Origin of the sequence: Albidovulum marisflavi (assembly GCF_025751435.1) — a bacterium.
Lineage (GTDB): Bacteria > Pseudomonadota > Alphaproteobacteria > Rhodobacterales > Rhodobacteraceae > Albidovulum > Albidovulum marisflavi.
The window spans coordinates 990,556-1,006,432 of sequence record NZ_JAOWKY010000001.1; the positions used below are offsets into that span (position 1 = coordinate 990,556).

Sequence of the window (15,877 nt, forward strand, 5' to 3'; positions counted from 1 at the left end):
ATGGCGGACAGCGCGACGAAGCCACGGGTTCTGGTTGTCGAGGACGAAGACAATATCGCCATCGCGCTTGATTATCTGCTGACGCGAGAGGGTTACGCGCACGACCGCGTCGCGAATGGCTCCGAGGCGATGCCCCGGATCCGTTCGGATCGTCCGGACGTGGTTCTGCTGGACGTGATGCTTCCCGAAGTCTCCGGCTACGAGATCTGTCAGGACATCCGCATGGACCCTGACCTGCGCGGGGTCAAGATCCTGATGATGACGGCCCGCGGCTCGGCGATGGAGCGGCGAAAGGGGCTTGCCTTGGGGGCCGACGGCTTCATCGCGAAACCCTTCGAACTGAAAGAACTGCGCGAGGAGCTCAGGCGGCTGATCTCTGACGAGGGGAACGCAGATGCTTGAGAAACTGAGCCTCAGGCTCAGGGTCTTTCTGTTCTTTGCCTTTCTGGCGGTGGGTAGCACGGCCGCGATCGTTCTGGGACTGTGGGTCGGATACCACCGGATCGAAAGCGCGGGTCCCATGTCGGCATTCGTCATGGCCGGCCTGGTCTCAGGCTTTGCGATTATGGGCCTGTGTGCCTGGGTTTGGTTCCTGTTCGACGAAAACGTCGCCCGCGCCATCGGCCGCATCGCGGGCGGGATGCGGGCCGAAGCCCATGCGGGCGGGGCGACGCTGAACGAAACCGTGGCGCGCTATCTGGGCGACCTTGCGCCAGCCGCCGCCGCGGTCACCGAAACGCTGAGCGAAACCCGGAACGCGCTGGCCGAGGCCGTGCAGCGCGAAACCGTGCGGCTGGCCGACGAAAAGGCGCGGCTTGAAACGCTTCTGGCCGATGTGACGGTTGGTGTCCTGCAATGTTCGGCCGATCATCAGCTTGTCTTCTACAACGGCCAGGCCGTCGACCTGTTGGGGGCCGGTGCCACGCCGGGACTGGACCGCAAGGTTTTCGCCTATCTGCGCGAAGGCCCCGTCCGGCAGGCGCATGACCGGCTTGTCGCCATCGGCGACGCCGAAGCGGTTTCGGACCTGCTGTGCGCGACAGTTGCGGGCGCGCGCGTTCTTGCGGCCCGCATGCGCCTTGTCCCTGACGGGGGGTATGTTCTGACTCTGCGCGACGTCACCGGTGACCTGGCCGCCCATGCTGCGCGCGAGCGGCTGCTGGCCGAGGTCTTCGACCGCATCCGCCGTCCCGCCGCGAACCTGCAAACGGCGATCAGCGTGATTGCCGAGGGTGAAGACGCGCCCGAGGTTTCCGCGGCGATGGTCGAGGACGCGACCGCGCTTGCGCGCGCGATCAACGACCTGGCCGCGCGCTACGATGCCGAGCGCGCGGGCTGGTGGCCGCTGCCCATGGTGCGCGCGACGGACCTGACCGACTCTCTTCGCGCGCGGGCCGAGGCTGGCGGGCTTTCGATGACCTCCAAGGCACCCGATCTGATCCTGCGCTGCGACGGGTTCGAGATCGTGGCGCTGATCTCGGGTCTTGCTGAGGCCGTGGCCGGACTGACCGGGCAACGCGCCTTCGACCTGGTCATGGCAGAGGACGGCGCCGGGGCGGTGATCGACCTTGTCTGGACAGGCGAGCCGGTGGCGGTGGGCTGGCTCGATACCTGGCTCGCCCGCCCGGTCGACCCCGCAGCGCCCGATGTCACGGGGCGGACGGTGCTGGACACCCATGCGACCGAATGCTGGCCCGAACGCCGCGCGCATGGCCGCGCGGCGATCCGCCTTCCGCTGCGCGACGCCCGCCGCGCGGCCCGCCGTCCGGCCCCCATAAGCCGCAGTGTCGTCTATGACTTCGAGCTTCTGTCCAAGGCGCGCAACGCCGCGGTGATGGAAACGCCGCTGACCGATCTGACCTACGTCGTCTTCGACACCGAGACAACCGGACTGCTGCCCAGCCAGGGGGACGAGATCGTTCAGCTTGCCGCCGTCCGCATCGTCAACGGCCGCCGGGTCGAGCGCGAGGCCCTGGACCTGCTGGTCAACCCCGGCCGCTCGATCCCGCCACGCGCGACCGAGGTTCACGGCATCACCGAAGCCATGGTGGCCGACGCGCCCAGGATCGGAGAGATCGGACGCAGGTTCCACGACTTTGCCGAGGGCGCGGTGCTGATCGCGCACAATGCGCCGTTCGACATGGAGTTCCTGCGCCGCCATGAAGTCGACATCGGTCTTCGTTTCGACAACCCGATCCTGGATACGGTGCTGCTGTCGGCGGTCGTCTTCGGCCAGGGGGAAACCCACAGCCTTGACGCCCTGACGCACCGGCTGGGCATCACCATTCCCGAAGAGGCGCGCCACACGGCGATCGGCGATACGCTGGCCACCGCCGACGCCTTCCTGAAACTGCTACCGATGCTGGAAGCGCAGGGAATACGGACGTTCGGCGACGTTCTGGCCGAGGTGAAGAAGCACGGGCGCCTTCTGAAAGACCTGAACGCCTAGGGCGCCGACGCTTTCCTTGTGCAGACAGGGCTGCGCCGGCGCGTCAGTTGAAAGGGTCTTCCGGGTAGCCGACCCCGACAAGGTACAGGCCCTGCGGCGGGCACACGGGGCCGCAGTGGGCGCGGTCGCGGGCGTCCAGCGCGGCCTTGACCTCGTCGGGGTGCCAGCTTCCCGCGCCGACCCGTTCCAGCGTTCCCACGATCGACCTGACCTGATTGTGCAGGAAGCTGCGGGCGCGCAGGAAGAACCGGTGTTCGCGCCCATGCGGGATGTCGTGCGTCTCGATCCTGATTTCGTCCAGCGTCTTGACCGGGCTTTTCGCCTGGCAGAGCGCCGCGCGGAATGTGGTGAAGTCATGCAGACCGACAAGATGGGCCGCGCCCGCCCGCATCGCCCGGGCGTCGAGCGGCCCGCGCACCTGCCAGACCAGCCCCGCGTCATGCGTGACCGGCGCGCGGCGTTCGACAAGGCGGAACAGGTAGCGCCGCTCGACCGCCGAGAAGCGCGCGTGAAAATCCTTCGGCACGCGGGCGGCGGTCAGGATCGACACCGGTGCCGGCCGCAGATGATGGTTCAGCGCCTCGGACAGGCGGAAAGGGTCCCAGTCCCGCGCAAGGTCCACATGCGCGACCTGGCCCGTGGCGTGAACGCCCGCGTCCGTGCGGCCGGCCGCCGCGATCGAGGGCACATCGTGCTCCAGCTTCGCCAGCGCCGCTTCCACCGCGCCTTGGACCGAAGTCTGTTCGGCCTGACGTTGCCAGCCCGCGAAGGGGCCGCCATGATATTCGATTTTCAACGCATAACGGGGCATGGCCCGACCTACCCCGGCGGCACGCACTTGGCAACGCCTCTACCACCCGCCGCGACCCCGTCCTATGGTGATCGAAAGCGACAGGGGGACGACCTTGAGCATCGGCGATTTCGTGGACGATCTGACGGCGCGGGCCGAAGCGCTGGGGCAGGGGCTGACCGGAGGGTTCGGCACGCGCACCGTGCGCCTGGGCGTCACCGGGCTGTCGCGCGCCGGCAAGACCGTCTTCATTACCCAGCTTGTCGCCAACCTTCTGGAACGCGGCCGCATGAGCGGGCTTCGCGCCGTGGCCGAAGGGCGCATCCTTGCCGCGTTTCTGCAGCCGCAGCCCGACGACACCGTCCCGCGCTTCGACTACGAAACCCATCTGGCAGCGCTGACCGGGCCAGACCCGCACTGGCCGGAAAGCACCCGCGCGGTCAGCGAATTGCGGCTGTCGCTGCGGGTCGCGCCATCGGGACTTCTGGCGGGGCTTGGGGGTGAGCGGCGCGTCAACATCGATATCGTCGACTATCCCGGCGAATGGCTTCTCGACCTCGGTCTGATGGACATGGATTTTGGCCGCTGGTCGCGCGAGGTTATGACGCGCATCGCCGCACGGGCCGAGGCGGCCGGATACCTGAAGGCGCTGCAGGCGATCGACCCCGCGGCGCCTTTCGACGAGGTGCAGGCCAAATCGCTGTCGGGCCATTATGATAGCTACCTGAAGGCGGCCAGGGCGGCAGGGTATTCCGACTGCGGGCCGGGACGTTTCCTGCTGCCTGGCGAACTTGAGGGCTCGCCGGTGCTGACCTTCGCGCCCTTGCCCCGGACCGAAGCAGCGCCGCGCGGCTCTGTCTGGCACGAAATGGCGCGCCGGTACGAGGCCTACAAGTCCAAGGTCGTGCGCCCTTTCTTCCGCGATCATTTTGCCCGCATCGACCGGCAGGTCGTGCTGGTGGATGTGCTGGGCGCGATCCATTCGGGCCCCCGCGCCGTCGAGGATCTGCGCGGCGCGATGGAGGCCGTTCTGGGCGCATTCCGTCCCGGGCGTCCGGGATGGCTGGCGGGGCTTCTGGGCGGGCGGCGCGTGGAACGCATCCTCTTTGCCGCAACCAAGGCCGATCATCTGCACCATTCCCAGCACGCAAGGCTGACGCGGTTCCTTGCCGCGCTTTTGCGCAGCGCGCGTGACCGTGCGGATTTTGCCGGGGCCGACACCGCGGCGATGGCCATTGCCGCTCTTCGCGCGACGGTCGAGGAAAGCCACGAAAGGGGGGGCGAGGTCGTCGACTGCGTGCGTGGCCGGTTGCTTGCGGGCGGGCGCGAAGCGGCCCTGTTCCCCGGCGAACTGCCCGAGTCGCCCGCCGCGATGCTGGCCGAGGCGCATGGCGGCGCGGAACATTGGCTGGATGCCGACTACGCCGTGATGGCCTTTGCGCCCGCGCGGCTGTCGTTGCGGCCCGGCGATGGGCCGCCGCATATCCGGCTGGACCGTGCGGCGGAGTTCCTGATCGGGGATCTGTTGTGATGCGGGAAAACCGGGCTTTGCGCAGGTGCTGCGGCCGAAGCGAAAGGGGCGCGACCACATGAAGAAACCTGTCCTGATCGAACATGACGCGCCCGCCCCGCTGGACCCCGGGGCGGCGCCGCCGATCCCCGACGAGCCGGTCGAAGGGCGGGCGATGGTCCGGGCGGTCGCCGTCGCAAGCCGTCGCGGGTCCGCCCTGGGGCGGTTCGCCCTGACAGCGCTGCTGGCGCTTGTCACCTTCATCGCCTCGGTGATGGCCTGGCGGTTCGTCGATGGGTTGCTGGCTTCAAGCCCGGTCCTGGGGCTGATCGCGGCGCTTCTGATCGCGGCCTTCGTGCTTGCCCTGGTGCTTCTGGCCATCAGGGAGATGTCTGCCTATCTGCGGCTTGCGCGGATCGACCGCTTGTCCCGGTCGGTCGACGCCGTGATCGCAACGGGTGATCTTCAGGCCGGTCGTGGCACGGTCGCGGCGCTTGAACGCCTTTATGCCGGGCGTGAGGATACGGCCTGGGGGATCGCGCGGCTGAAAGAGCAGGGCCCGGACATACTGGATGCGGACACGCTTCTGGCCATGGCCGAGCGTGAACTGATGGGTCCGCTTGACCTTGCCGCGCGGGCAGAGATCCAGGCTTCGGCCAGGCAGGTCGCGGCGGTGACGGCGATCGTCCCCCTTGCGCTGGCCGACGTCGCGGCGGCGCTGTTCGCCAACCTGCGCATGATCCGCCGCATCGCCGAGATCTACGGCGGTCGAACCGGAGCCTTTGGCGGCTGGCGGCTGTTGCGGCGGGTGATGGGCCATCTTGTCGCCACCGGCGCGGTCGCCGTCGGCGACGACATGATCCAGTCGGTCGCAGGCGGCGGGCTTCTGTCGAAGTTGTCGCGCCGCTTCGGCGAAGGCGTGATAAACGGCGCCCTGACCGCCCGCGTCGGCGTGGCCGCGATGGAGCTTTGCCGGCCGATGCCGTTTCGCGCCTTGCCCAAGCCGCGCGTGACAAATCTGGTCACAAGGGGGCTCGCGGGCCTGTTCGGCGGAGGCGGGTCGGAAAAATCCTGACTTCCCCGAAGGCGCGGTTCGGGTATCAATAGCCCAAGGGCCGGGAAAACCGGCGCGAGCGGAGAGGGGCGATGGATTTCGAGATCATGCTTGGGCTTGTCGCCTTCGGCTTGCTCATTGCCCTGCCTGTCGCTCTGATCGTTCTGTTCGTGTCGGTCTCGGGCCTCAGGCGCCGGATGGCGACGCTCGAAGGCCGCCTGCTGGATCTTCGCCGGGACCTGGGTCGCCTGAATGCCCAAGCCGCCCCGGCCCGGCCGGATGAAGAACCCGAAAGGCCCGAGCCAGAGGCTACCCAGCCCGAATTCGTGACCGCGGAACCCGAGACCCAGCAACCGCCCACCGCGCCCCCTTTGGACGAACCCGCCAAGACGCCCGCAACGATTTCCGGCCCCTGGTCGGATCTGCCCCCCCCGGGGGATGCAACCCCGGTACTTCCACCGGCACACCCGCCCGTGCCTGACCGGGTTTCCCCGCTTGGGGAGTGGATCGTGTCGAACTGGGTCTATGTCGTCTCGGCGCTTTCGCTGGCGCTGGCCGGGGTGTTCCTGGTGCAATACGGCGTCGAGAACGGCCTGCTTCCGCCGCCGGCGCGCGTGATCGGGGCCATCCTGTTCGGGCTTGCGCTGATCGCGGGCGGCGAATGGGTGCGCCGCCGCTGGGGGGATGAGGTCAGCGTCGTCACCGCCCATGTCCCCTCGACCTTGTCGGGCGCGGGGCTTGTGTCGATCTTCTCGGCGGTTCTTGCCGCGCGGCAGCTCTACGATCTGATCGGGTCTGAAACGGCCTTTGCCGGTCTTCTTCTGACTGCGGCGCTGGCCGTGGTTCTGGGCTGGTTTCACGGCCCCTTCCTTGCGGCCGTCGGGTTGATCGGTGCGTCCGCCGCGCCCTTCCTGGTCGGTGGCGACGGCGAGGCGCCCTATTGGCTGTACGGCTACTACGCGATCGTGGCGGCCGTTGGCCTGACGGTCGACACGATCCGCCGATGGGCCTGGGTGTCTGTCCTTGCGGTCGCGCTTGGCTATGGCGGCACTTGGCTTGTGCTGATGGGAACCGGCGGCGCGGGCTGGGCGGCGCTGACGCTGGTCGCTCTTGCCGGGTTCGCGGTCTGCATTCCCGCACGCGGCTTCATGCCGGATCATCAGGGCACGACGCTGGCAGAGGCCGTCCTTGCCCGCGCCGCCAAGCCCCACTTCCCGACGCTGCTTGCCGGGGGCGCCGTCGCGCTTTCTACCGTCTGGCTAAGCGGCATGGCGACCGCGACGGCGGCGGAAAGCGTTCTGGTCCTCCTGTGCCTGACGGTGCTCGCATTGGCGCTGGTCGTCTGGGCCGAGGGTGCCCCCGCGCTAAGCGATCTGGCTGCGATCCCGGCGGCAGGCTTCCTTTTGCGCCTTGGGTTCGAGGGGTTGAACCGCTGGCCGCTGGCCACCGAGTATGCCGCCAAGGCGATCGCCTATCGCGAACCCGAAAGCGCAGCGCCGATGACTGCCGCGTTGCTGCTGGGGCTCGGAACGGCGATCACGCTGGCCGCGGCGCGGCAAAGCGGGCGGGCAAGCCGTTGGCGCGCGGGTTGGGCTGCGGGGGCAGCGCTGGTCGCGCCCCTGACCGCGCTGGTGCTTGAGCTGTTCTGGGCGCCGTCCCGGGTGCTTGGAAGCTACCCTTGGGCCCTGCATGTCATCGCGCTTGGCGCCCTGATGGCCGGGATGGCCATGCAGTTCGCCCGCGCGGATGGCGAGGACCGGCGCCGCGCCGCATATGCGGTCCTGTCGACGCTGTCGCTCATCGCGCTTGCGCTGTTCCTGATCCTGACGAAAGGCGCGCTGAGCCTTGCCCTTGGTGTCCTGATCGTCGTCGCGGCCGCGCTGGACCGCCGGTTCCGCCTGCCCGAGATGGGCTGGTTTATCCAGGCCGCTGCACTTGTACTGACCTGGCGTCTGGTGATCGACCCCGGCCTTGAGTGGGCGGTGGACCGTGGTCCGCTGTGGGAGGTCGTCGCATCCTACGCGGGCGCCGTCGCGGCGGCTGGGGCCGCGCTGCACCTGCTGCGCGATCTGGAACGCAAGACCGCCAAGGTTTTCCTGGAAAGTGCGTTCGCAGGGTATGCGGCGCTGTTCGCCAACGTGATGATCCTGCGCTGGCTGCTTGAGCGGGGCGGGGACGACTTCATTTCTCACTGGGGTTTGACGCTGAACGCGATGCCTTGGCTCATCACCATGCTTGCCCAGTTGCATCGCGTCCAGTTGGGCGGCGCGATGCGATGGCTGCGATGGACCATCGCGGTCGTCGCGGGGTTGCTTGCTGCGGGCGGCCTGGCCCTTGCGACCCTTCTTGCCAATCCGCTGTTCGGCTTTATGGGGGGGCGCAGCGGCGATGTCCTTGGCCCGCCGATCCTCGACACGCTTTTCGTGGCCTACGCGGTTCCGGGCCTCTTGATCCTGCTGGCGCTGACGCGGCTGCGCCATTTGCACAAGCTGCTTCGCATCCTGTTGGGCGCGGGCGGCGTGGCGTTGCTTTCGCTTTACGCCGGGCTTGAGATCCGCAGGCTCTGGCAGGGACCCGACATCAGTGTTTCCGGCGTCCTGCAGGGCGAGCTTTACAGCTACACGATCGCGCTGATGGTCGTGGGCGCGGGGCTTTTGTACCAGTCGCTTGCGCGCGGCTCGGTCGGGCTGCGCCGCGGCGCGATGACGGTGATCGCGCTGACCATCGCCAAGGTCTTCCTGATCGACATCTCCGGGCTGACCGGGCTGACGCGGGTGTTCTCGCTTCTGGCGCTGGGTCTTGCACTGATCGGGCTTGGCCTGCTGAACCGCTGGGTCGCAAAGGCTCAAGGCGGTGGCCGCAGCTAGCGCAGCCGGGGGACGCCGTTGTCGAACTTCTGCGCCTCGACCACGCCGTAGCGCAGGCCCTGGCCGATCCGATGCGCCAGCGCCGACCATGCGGCGGCGGTTTCGGGCTTCAGGTTCCGGCGCAGGACGCTGTCGAAAAGCCCGAGCCAAGGGTCGAACATGCCGGGCCGGACATTGCCTGCCGCCTTGTGAACCGCCAGCGGATTTCCGTCATAGCCCTTTTCGTAAAGGATCGCGTTGCGCCAGAAGGCCATGATCTTCCGCTCGTGCGCGGGCCAGTCCTTCACATGTGCCGCGAAGACCGGGCCAAGACCGGGATGTTCCCGGATCGCGGCGTAGAATTCGGTCACGACCGTCTCGATTTCTTCCGGCGTGATCTCGAAGCGCGGGGGCAGGGGGCTTGGCGGCGGCATGGCAGGTCCTTTCGGCCCCATTCCTGCGCCGAATGCGCGGCACAGGCAAGGGACGCTTTGCCGCGCCCCTTTACCATCGGAAGCGGCCTGAATATAAGCCCCGGACATGAGGCGCATATCCGCGATCATCATTCGAATTACCTGCCCGGCGCACTGAGCCTTCAGTCGCCGGGACAAGGCGTATGAGCCCTCGCGCCGCCCCTGATCCGATCCCCTTGCCAAGGACGCCCAAGATGTGCGCCGACACGCCTGAAAAGACCGCACCCGACTACCGCGACACCGTCTTCCTTCCCGAAACCGATTTTCCCATGCGCGCGGGCCTGCCCGCCCGCGAACCTGACTGGCTGGCCCGTTGGGAACGGATCGGCGTCTACGATCGCCTGCGCGAAAAGCAGGGCCGCGCCCCCTTCACCCTGCATGACGGCCCGCCCTATGCCAACGGGCACCTGCACATCGGCCATGCGCTGAACAAGGTGCTGAAGGACATGGTGGTGCGGTCCCAGCAGATGATGGGCCGTGACGCGCGCTATGTCCCCGGCTGGGACTGCCACGGCCTGCCGATCGAGTGGAAGATTGAGGAACAGTACCGCGCCAAGGGCCTGAACAAGGACGAGGTCGAAACCGTCGCGTTCCGCCAGGAATGCCGCAAGTTCGCCGAGGGCTGGATCGACATCCAGCGCGAGGAGTTCAAGCGCCTGGGCGTCACCGGCAACTGGGCCGATCCCTACCTGACCATGGACTTCCACGCCGAAGCCGTGATCGCGGAAGAGTTCATGAAGTTCGTGATGAACGGCTCGCTCTACCAGGGCTCGAAGCCCGTGATGTGGTCGCCGGTCGAAAAGACCGCGCTCGCCGAGGCCGAGGTCGAATACCACGACCACACCAGCCACACGATCTGGGTGCGGTTCCCGGTGGCCGCGGCCTCCGAGTTCAAGGACATGGACGGCTGCATCCGCACTGACTTGCTTCAGTCGGCCGTCGTGATCTGGACCACGACCCCCTGGACGATCCCGCAGAACCGCGCCGTCGCCTACAACCCCGAGATCGCCTATGGTCTCTACGAGGTCGGCGCGGTGGCCGAGAACGCCTCGGCCAAGACCGGCGAAAAGCTGATCGTCGCCGACAAGCTGGCCGAAGGCATCTTCACCGCCGCCAAGGTCGAGGGCCATACGCGCCTGCGCGACGTGACCGCCGAGGAACTGGGATCGCTGACGCTTGCCCACCCCTTCCGCGGCGTGGACGGCGCCGGCGGCGAATGGGACTATGACGTGCCGATGCTGCCCGGCGATCACGTCACCGACGATGCGGGCACGGGCTTTGTTCACACCGCGCCCAGCCACGGCGACGACGACTACCAGCTTGGACTGAAGTTCGGCCTGCCCATGACCTACAACGTCATGGAGGACGGGACCTACCGCACATCGCTGCCGCTTTTCGGGGGGCAGGCGATCATCCAGCCCGACGGCAAGGAAGGCCCGGCCAACGTGTCGGTCATCAAGCAGCTGGCCTATGCGGGCGCGCTGTTCGCCAAGGGCAAGGTCAAGCATTCCTACCCGCATTCCTGGCGGTCCAAGGCGCCGCTGATCTACCGCAACACGCCGCAGTGGTTCGTGGCCATCGACAAGACGCTGGATGACGGCATGTCGACCTACGGCGACACGATCCGCAAACGGGCGCTGAATTCGATCAACCAGCTGGTTGAGTGGACCCCTGTCACGGGCCGCAACCGCCTGAACTCGATGATCGAGGCGCGGCCGGACTGGGTGCTGTCGCGTCAGCGCGCCTGGGGCGTGCCGTTGACCTGCTTCGTGAAGAAGGGCGCGCAGCCGACCGACGCCGACTTCCTTCTGAGGAACGCCGAAGTCAATGCCCGCATCACCGCCGCCTTCGAGGCCGAGGGCGCGGACTGCTGGTATGTCGAGGGCGCCAAGGAACGGTTCCTGTCCGGCATCGTCGACATCGACGGCTACGACCAGGTCTTCGACATCCTCGACGTCTGGTTCGACAGCGGATCGACCCATGCCTTCGTCCTGCGCGACCGCCCTGACGGAACCGCGGACGGGCTGGCCGATCTTTACCTTGAAGGCACCGACCAGCACCGCGGCTGGTTCCATTCCTCGATGCTTCAGTCCTGTGGCACCAAGGGCCGCGCGCCCTATCGCGGCGTGCTGACCCATGGCTTCACGCTCGATGAAAAGGGCATGAAGATGTCCAAGTCACTGGGCAACACCGTCGCGCCGCAAGAGGTGATCAGCGAATACGGCGCCGACATCCTGCGTCTTTGGGTGGCGCAGTCGGACTACACCGTGGACCTTCGGATCGGGAAAGAGATCCTGAAGGGCACCGCCGACAGCTACCGCCGCCTGCGCAACACGATGCGCTTCCTGCTGGGCAACCTCGCCGGGTTCGCCGAGGAGGAGCGGGTCGCGCCCGCCGACATGCCGGAACTGGAACGCTGGGTTCTGCACCGGCTGGCGGAACTCGACCATGTCGTGCGCAAGGGCTACGCGAAATACGACTTCCAGGGCGTGTTCCAGACGCTCTTCACCTTCTGCACGGTGGACCTTTCGGCGGTCTATTTCGACATCCGCAAGGACGCGCTTTACTGCGACGCGCCGACCGCGCTGCGCCGCCGCGCGGCCCGCACCGTGCTCGATATCCTCTTCCACCGCCTGACGACCTGGCTCGCCCCGATCCTGGTCTTCACGATGGAGGAAGTCTGGCTATGCCGCTTCCCGGGCGAGGCCTCCTCGGTCCACCTGATCGACATGCCGGAGACGCCCGCCGACTGGCTGGACGAACCCCTGGCCCGCAAGTGGGACGCGCTGCGCCGCGTGCGCCGCGTCGTCAACGCCGCGCTTGAGATCCAGCGCACCGCCAAGGTCATCGGCGCCTCGCTTGAGGCCGCGCCCGTCGTGCATGTCGAAGATGCCGATGTGCTGGCCGCGCTCAAGTCGGTCGATTTCGCGGATGTCTGCATCACCTCGGACATCCAGCTGACCGCAGATCCCGCCCCGGAAGAGGCCTTCCGACTGCCCGAAGTTCCCGGCGTCGGCGTGGTGTTCGAAGAGGCGGAGGGCGAAAAGTGCCAGCGCTGCTGGAAGATTCTGCCGGACGTGGGCAACCACGACCATCCCGGCACCTGCCACCGCTGCAACGACGTCCTTGGATGACTTCGCAGGCGGCCTTTGACGGGCCGCTTGGCCGGCTGGTCCTGACGGAAACGGGCGGGGCCATCACACGGCTGGAATGGAGCGGGGCGGAAGTCGCGGACAGCGGGTCGCCCCTGCTTGACGAGGCGTGCCGGCAACTGGGCGAATACTTCGCGCGGCGGCAGCAGGAATTCGAACTGCCGCTTGCCTATGCGCAGGGGCTGACCGGCGCGGTGATGCGGGCTATGTGCGCCATTCCCTTTGGGCAAACCCGCACCTACGGCGATCTGGCGAAGGACCTGGGCGCTTCGGCCCAGGCGATCGGACAGGCCTGCGGGGCCAACCCCATTCCGGTCGTCGTGCCCTGCCACCGCATTCTTGGGGCGACGGGTCTTGGCGGATTCTCAGCACCCGGCGGGGTCGAAACGAAGGTCGCCCTTCTGAAACACGAAGGCGCGGCCTCGCTTCTGATCTGACCAGGGCGCGTCTGCGCCCCGCCGGGTCATTCGCGTTCGGGGAACATCTGCTGCGCCACGCCCGCGACCAAGAGGTAGATCGAGGTGATGGCCAGCCCCCAGTGCGCGATGTTGCCGGATGTGAAATCCAACCAGGCCGACCAGCCGGCGAAACCGGTCCAGGCCAGCGCGATCGGCAAGGACAGGCCGCGCCAGCGCTGCGTGCGAACGGGGTGAATGAACTTGAGGTTCGTGAACATCGTCCCGGCCAGCGCCACGACGATGCCCAGGATCAGGTAGAAGTTGGGTTCAAGCGCGAAAAGCACCAGAACCACCATGTTCCAGCAAGCCGGAAACCCCGCGAAGGAGTTGTCCTTGGTTTTCATCCGCGTGTCGACGAAGTAGATCGCGCTGGCATAGGTGATAACGATGATCGCAAGCCAGCCCGTCCATCCCGGAAGCAGCCCCGACTGGAACAGGGCGAAGGCCGGAATGAAGACATAGGTCAGGTAGTCGATGATCAGGTCAAGCAGGACGCCGTCGTAGGTCGGCCATTCGGTCTTGACATGGTAGCGCCGTGCAAGGGGGCCGTCGATCCCGTCCACGACCAGCGCGACCACGAGCCAAAGGAACATCATGCTCCATTGGCCCTGAGCCGCGGCCAGCATCGCCAGCATCGACAGCACAGCGCCGGTCGCCGTAAAAAGGTGAACAAGAAGGGCTTTTATCGCAGAAGTCATCGCACCCTCTTGGCGCAAATCAGGTCGTGGCGCAACCGCTCAGGCACGGGGATGGGCCTTTTCGTAGACCTCCATCAGCCGCGCGGCGTCCACCGCGGTATAGGCCTGCGTGGTCGAGAGAGAGGCATGGCCCAACAGCTCTTGAATGGCGCGCAGATCTCCTCCGGCGGCCAGCAGATGGGTGGCGAAGCTGTGGCGCAGAGCATGGGGCGTCGCACTGGCGGGCAGGCCAAGCGCTTCGCGCGCCTGTTCCATCGCGCGGGCGATGAGCCGGGGGTTCAGCGGTCCGCCGCGCACGCCCCGGAACAGCGGTGACGCGGGCTCGTCCGCTACCGGGAAGGGGCAGAGCCGGACATAGTCCCGAACCGCCGACTGCGCCGCCGGCAAGACCGGCACGATCCGTTCCTTGCCGCCCTTGCCGCGAATACGAAGGGCCGATGGCAACTCGGTTTCGGCCCCCGTCAGCGACAGGGCTTCCGAAATGCGCAGCCCACAGCCGTAAAGCAGCGTCACGACAGCCGCGTCGCGGGCCGCGATCCAGTCTTCACGCGCAATGTCTGCGACCGTCCCGATGACAGAACGCGCGGCGTCTTCGCTCAGCGGGCGGGGAAGCTTGCGTTGGTATCTGGGGCTGCGCGCGGCAAGGACTGCCGTGGGGTCGAACCCCTCGCGCTCGGCGAGCCAGCGGAAGAAGCCCTTGACCGCGGACAATGTGCGCGCTGCCGACCGCGCCGATGCGCCGCCTGCCCGGACATGTGCCAGGAAGGCCCGCATGTCCGACTGCGACACCGCTTTCAGCCGCGTCATTCCGACGGCGTCGCCGTTGTGCGCAGACAGGAACGCAAGGAACCCGGACAGGTCGGATTGGTAGGCGCGCAGGGTGTTTGCTGAAGCGCCGTCCAGAGCCTTCAGGTGCGAAAGCCACCCCGCCAGCGCATCACGCAAGGCGGGTGAAGGCAGCACGCTCATCAGCCGAGCCAGCGGCGCATCGCTCTTTCGAAAACGCCGGCGAAGAAAGTCAGGAGGTCGGTGCCGTGGCTCGGGCGGAACTGCTCGGCGTCTTCCGAGCCAAGCGCGAGCATCCCGGTCATCCGGCCCGCGCCAAGGTCAAGCCGCATCAGCGCCTCTGACCCGATCCATTCGGCCCGGTCGCCGTGCAAGGCAAACAGTTCCGGCTGCACCGGCCGCAGCACGACGGAACGGGCGGGTGCCGGGCGGCCGCCGCGCATGTAGTCCTCGACGAAGCCAGGGTCGGCGATCAAGACGATGTCGCGGAACTGCGCCAGCGCGGCGCCTTCGTCCGCATGGCTGCTTTCCAGCACCAGACGGATCGAGTCCACGCGCAGGACCTGGGCCACGTCGTTCGCGATGCAGGACAGGAACTCCTCGAAGGTCAGGGGTTCCAGCAGTTTCAGGATCGCACGGTGGATCTGGTTGGTTCCGGCCAGATTTTCATAGGCCGCCGCGATCACGCTGCGGTGGGTGTCCTCCAGCCGGTCCAGCCGCGCCTCAAGCCGTTCCATGGCGATGCCGCGAAGGTCCACGACATTCGCGCCCATCGCCCGCTCATTTGCGGAGATGAGCGCGCGCATCAGGTCCCGATCCTCGAGAATCGCTTCAGGCTTCGCCATGATCCTGGCGCGCAATTCCGCTGCGATGGCCGCGGTTTCCGTCATGTCCGTCCCTTTATCTGCCCGATCAGACTGGTTTTTCCGGGACTATACACGGGTCTTACAGGATTTTCTGCCCCGTTTTTGCCCAGTCCTTCAGAAACTGCTCCAGTCCCTTGTCGGTCAGGACGTGGTTCGCCATCGACTTGATGACCGAGGGCGGCGCCGTCACGACGTCGGCGCCGATCTTTGCGCAGTCGATGACATGATTGACCGACCGGATCGACGCCGCGAGGATTTCGGTGGAAAAGCTGTAGTTGTCGTAGATGATCCGGATGTCCTCGATCAGGTCGGTCCCGTCGTAGTGGATATCGTCGATCCGGCCGATGAAGGGCGAGATGAAGGATGCCCCGGCCTTGGCCGCAAGGATCGCCTGCGCCGCCGAGAAGCAAAGCGTGACGTTGACCTTGTGGCCCTCGGATGCGAAAGCCTTGCAGGCGGTGAGCCCGTCCCAGTTCAGCGGCACCTTGATCGCGATGTTCGGCGCGATCTTGGCAAGCTTCATCCCCTCGGCGATCATCTCCTTGGCCTCGGTGGCCACGACTTCGGCGGAAACAGGGCCCGAGACCATGTCGCAGATTTCTTTCGTCACCTCGATGATGTCGCGACCCGACTTCAGGATCAGCGAGGGGTTCGTGGTGACGCCGTCGACCATGCCAAGGTCGTTCAGTTCCTTGATGGCGGCGGTGTCGGCGGTATCGACAAAGAATTTCATGGCGGCGGTTCCCCGGCTGGCAGCTGTTTTCCGGCGCCCTTCTAGCGCAAGCGGGCCTGCGC

13 protein-coding genes are annotated in these 15,877 nt (G+C 66.9%); 7 read left to right on the plus strand and 6 right to left on the minus strand.

Features of this window, described 5'->3' with window-relative positions:
- Both OEW28_RS04765 and OEW28_RS04770 read left to right on the plus strand, forming a co-directional pair.
- Complete coding sequence (locus OEW28_RS04765) at nucleotides 1–402, plus strand: response regulator transcription factor (RefSeq protein ID WP_263733556.1); 402 nt, start codon at nucleotides 1–3, stop codon at nucleotides 400–402.
- Entirely contained in the window at nucleotides 395–2,449 is a 2,055-nt protein-coding gene (locus tag OEW28_RS04770; protein ID WP_263733557.1) for a 3'-5' exonuclease, read from the plus strand. The genes OEW28_RS04765 and OEW28_RS04770 overlap by 8 nt, the downstream gene beginning before the upstream one ends.
- A gap of 43 nt (nucleotides 2,450–2,492) precedes the next feature.
- Here the strand turns inward: OEW28_RS04770 and truA are convergent, their stop codons facing one another.
- Nucleotides 2,493–3,260: a tRNA pseudouridine(38-40) synthase TruA gene (truA, locus tag OEW28_RS04775; RefSeq protein ID WP_263733558.1), complete on the minus strand. Its 768-nt coding sequence runs from the start codon at nucleotides 3,258–3,260 to the stop codon at nucleotides 2,493–2,495.
- Between the two features lie 94 nt (nucleotides 3,261–3,354).
- Here truA and OEW28_RS04780 point away from each other — a divergent pair, with 94 nt between their 5' ends.
- The 3 genes from OEW28_RS04780 to OEW28_RS04790 all read left to right on the plus strand — a co-directional run bounded on the left by OEW28_RS04780 (nucleotide 3,355) and on the right by OEW28_RS04790 (nucleotide 8,670).
- Complete coding sequence (locus OEW28_RS04780) at nucleotides 3,355–4,770, plus strand: YcjX family GTP-binding protein (RefSeq protein ID WP_263733559.1); 1,416 nt, start codon at nucleotides 3,355–3,357, stop codon at nucleotides 4,768–4,770.
- Between the two features lie 58 nt (nucleotides 4,771–4,828).
- The gene (locus OEW28_RS04785) at nucleotides 4,829–5,824 is read left to right on the plus strand and encodes a YcjF family protein (RefSeq protein ID WP_263733560.1); all 996 of its coding nucleotides are present in this window, start codon (nucleotides 4,829–4,831) and stop codon (nucleotides 5,822–5,824) included.
- A gap of 71 nt (nucleotides 5,825–5,895) precedes the next feature.
- Nucleotides 5,896–8,670, plus strand: coding sequence for a DUF2339 domain-containing protein (locus tag OEW28_RS04790; protein ID WP_263733561.1), 2,775 nt, complete (start codon nucleotides 5,896–5,898; stop codon nucleotides 8,668–8,670).
- Here the strand turns inward: OEW28_RS04790 and OEW28_RS04795 are convergent.
- On the minus strand, nucleotides 8,667–9,083 hold the full coding sequence (locus OEW28_RS04795) for a group III truncated hemoglobin (RefSeq protein WP_263733562.1): 417 nt from the start codon (nucleotides 9,081–9,083) through the stop codon (nucleotides 8,667–8,669). The genes OEW28_RS04790 and OEW28_RS04795 overlap by 4 nt on opposite strands.
- A 233-nt stretch (nucleotides 9,084–9,316) precedes the next feature.
- On the opposite strand from OEW28_RS04795, the gene ileS reads away from it, so the two are divergent.
- The gene (gene ileS, locus OEW28_RS04800) at nucleotides 9,317–12,256 is read left to right on the plus strand and encodes an isoleucine--tRNA ligase (protein ID WP_263733563.1); all 2,940 of its coding nucleotides are present in this window, start codon (nucleotides 9,317–9,319) and stop codon (nucleotides 12,254–12,256) included.
- Nucleotides 12,253–12,711 carry a methylated-DNA--[protein]-cysteine S-methyltransferase gene (locus OEW28_RS04805; protein ID WP_263733564.1) on the plus strand — a complete coding sequence of 153 codons (459 nt, stop codon included), beginning with the start codon at nucleotides 12,253–12,255 and terminating at the stop codon, nucleotides 12,709–12,711. Before ileS ends, OEW28_RS04805 begins: the two co-directional genes overlap by 4 nt.
- Nucleotides 12,712–12,737: 26 nt before the next feature.
- Here OEW28_RS04805 and OEW28_RS04810 read toward each other — a convergent pair whose 3' ends face one another.
- From OEW28_RS04810 to fsa, 4 genes are read right to left on the minus strand one after another with little or no spacing between them, the layout of a single operon-like run.
- On the minus strand, nucleotides 12,738–13,430 hold the full coding sequence (locus tag OEW28_RS04810; RefSeq protein WP_263733565.1) for a CDP-alcohol phosphatidyltransferase family protein: 693 nt from the start codon (nucleotides 13,428–13,430) through the stop codon (nucleotides 12,738–12,740).
- 39 nt (nucleotides 13,431–13,469) lie between these two features.
- Complete coding sequence (locus OEW28_RS04815) at nucleotides 13,470–14,399, minus strand: tyrosine recombinase XerC (protein ID WP_263733566.1); 930 nt, start codon at nucleotides 14,397–14,399, stop codon at nucleotides 13,470–13,472.
- A complete protein-coding gene (locus OEW28_RS04820) occupies nucleotides 14,399–15,106 on the minus strand; it encodes a DUF484 family protein (RefSeq protein WP_263733567.1) in 708 nt (235 codons plus the stop codon). Before OEW28_RS04820 ends, OEW28_RS04815 begins: the two co-directional genes overlap by 1 nt.
- 55 nt (nucleotides 15,107–15,161) lie before the next feature.
- Nucleotides 15,162–15,815, minus strand: coding sequence for a fructose-6-phosphate aldolase (gene fsa, locus OEW28_RS04825; RefSeq protein WP_263733568.1), 654 nt, complete (start codon nucleotides 15,813–15,815; stop codon nucleotides 15,162–15,164).
- Nucleotides 15,816–15,877 lie beyond the last annotated feature (62 nt).

Bases quoted from the DNA above. Each gene is read 5' to 3' on its own strand.
- OEW28_RS04785 (WP_263733560.1), top strand. From the start codon at position 4,829: ATGAAGAAACCTGTCCTGATCGAACATGACGCGCCCGCCCCGCTGGAC.
- OEW28_RS04815 (WP_263733566.1), bottom strand. From the start codon at position 14,399: ATGAGCGTGCTGCCTTCACCCGCCTTGCGTGATGCGCTGGCGGGGTGG.
- ileS (WP_263733563.1), top strand. From the start codon at position 9,317: ATGTGCGCCGACACGCCTGAAAAGACCGCACCCGACTACCGCGACACC.
- OEW28_RS04820 (WP_263733567.1), bottom strand. From the start codon at position 15,106: ATGACGGAAACCGCGGCCATCGCAGCGGAATTGCGCGCCAGGATCATG.
- OEW28_RS04790 (WP_263733561.1), top strand. From the start codon at position 5,896: ATGGATTTCGAGATCATGCTTGGGCTTGTCGCCTTCGGCTTGCTCATT.
- OEW28_RS04795 (WP_263733562.1), bottom strand. From the start codon at position 9,083: ATGCCGCCGCCAAGCCCCCTGCCCCCGCGCTTCGAGATCACGCCGGAA.
- OEW28_RS04770 (WP_263733557.1), top strand. From the start codon at position 395: ATGCTTGAGAAACTGAGCCTCAGGCTCAGGGTCTTTCTGTTCTTTGCC.
- fsa (WP_263733568.1), bottom strand. From the start codon at position 15,815: ATGAAATTCTTTGTCGATACCGCCGACACCGCCGCCATCAAGGAACTG.
- truA (WP_263733558.1), bottom strand. From the start codon at position 3,260: ATGCCCCGTTATGCGTTGAAAATCGAATATCATGGCGGCCCCTTCGCG.
- OEW28_RS04805 (WP_263733564.1), top strand. From the start codon at position 12,253: ATGACTTCGCAGGCGGCCTTTGACGGGCCGCTTGGCCGGCTGGTCCTG.
- OEW28_RS04810 (WP_263733565.1), bottom strand. From the start codon at position 13,430: ATGACTTCTGCGATAAAAGCCCTTCTTGTTCACCTTTTTACGGCGACC.
- OEW28_RS04765 (WP_263733556.1), top strand. From the start codon at position 1: ATGGCGGACAGCGCGACGAAGCCACGGGTTCTGGTTGTCGAGGACGAA.